Annotated in this window: 1 protein-coding gene; it reads right to left on the reverse strand. The window is 66.8% G+C overall.

Annotation, left to right across the window (positions count from 1 at the left end):
- Positions 1 to 1,123: MCP four helix bundle domain-containing protein (locus tag ACOQFS_RS19815; protein WP_421564527.1), on the reverse strand; the 1,123-nt coding region annotated here is incomplete at its 3' end.
- Positions 1,124 to 1,324 lie beyond the last annotated feature (201 nt).

A 1,324-nucleotide genomic window follows, 5' to 3' on the forward strand; every position in this document is an offset into this window, starting at 1 on the left:
CGTTCAGCGCCAGGATGTTGGTCTGAAACGCGATGCCATCGATCACGCTGATGATGTCGGCGATCTTCTTGCTGCTGTCGTTGATGCCCCGCATGGTGGTCACCACTTCGGCCACCACGTCGCCGCCCTGCCCCGCCACGGTGGATGCGGTCAGCGCCAGCTGGTTGGCCTGGCGCGCGTTGTCGGCGTTCTGCTTCACGGTGGAGCTCAGCTCCTCCATCGATGCCGCCGTCTCCTGCAGCGCGCTGGCCTGCTCCTCAGTGCGGATCGACAGGTCGTGGTTGCCCGAGGCGATCTCGGCGCTGGCCGATGCCACACCCTGGGCGTTGCCGCGCACGCCCGACACCACCTGGGCCAGGTTGTCGCGCATGGTCGTCAGGCCGCCCAACAGCTGGGCGATCTCGTCCTTGCCGCGCGCGTGGATGGGCACGGTGAGGTCGCCCTGCGCCACCGAATCCGTGATCTGCACCGCGTTGTCGAGCGAGCGCGAAATCTGCCGGATCATGGCCCCGCCCATCAGCACCGCAAGCGCGATGCCCAGCACCACCGCCGTGAGCGCCACGGCGCGAAGGGTCTGGAAGCTCGCATCGGCCCGCTCGTACTCGGCCTTGGCGCGGTCCAGCTGCACCTGCATGAGCTGGCCCAGCACCTCCTGCAGCGGATCGATGGCGGGGTACATCTCCTTGGCCGCGTAGGCCGTGAGCGCCGCGACATCGCCGGAGCGGAAATGCCCCACCAGCACCTCGGTGGCGGCATCGGCCTTGGCGCGCAAAGGCTTCAGTTGCTCGATGAGCCTGAGCTCCTCGGGCACGAGCTGGGTGGCCAGGTAGTCCTTGACGTTGGATTCGATGGCCTTGCGCGCATCGGCCACGGCCTGCAGCCCCTGGGCGGGCGTCATGGCCCCGTCGCGCACCTTGTGGGCGGCATCGACCACGTTGACCGCGTACATGTCGGCCACGATCTTGATCTGCTTGAGCGGCACCACCCGGTCGTCATACACCGACCTGAGCCCGGCATTGGACTGCGCCATGCCGAACAAGCCCGCGCCACCGACCACGAGCACCAAAAGGCACAGGGCGGTCAACAACCCCGCCAAGCGGGTGGAAATCCTGAACTGGCTCATGGCGGTTCTCCTCGGATGCCGTTCACCCAACCTGCGGGGTCAACCCGGCCTCGCGCCCAGCATAGCGCCAATGGTTACGTTTGAATACATCTCCAGCAGCGCGGAGGGTCGTCCGGCGAACACAGGAGTCTGCGCGGTAGAAGGCATCGAAGCGAAACGCGCGAAAACCGAGGATCGCGGGGTACTACCGACAAGCCCAGG

The organism is Paracidovorax sp. MALMAid1276 (assembly GCF_049198005.1).
Taxonomy (GTDB): domain Bacteria; phylum Pseudomonadota; class Gammaproteobacteria; order Burkholderiales; family Burkholderiaceae_C; genus Acidovorax.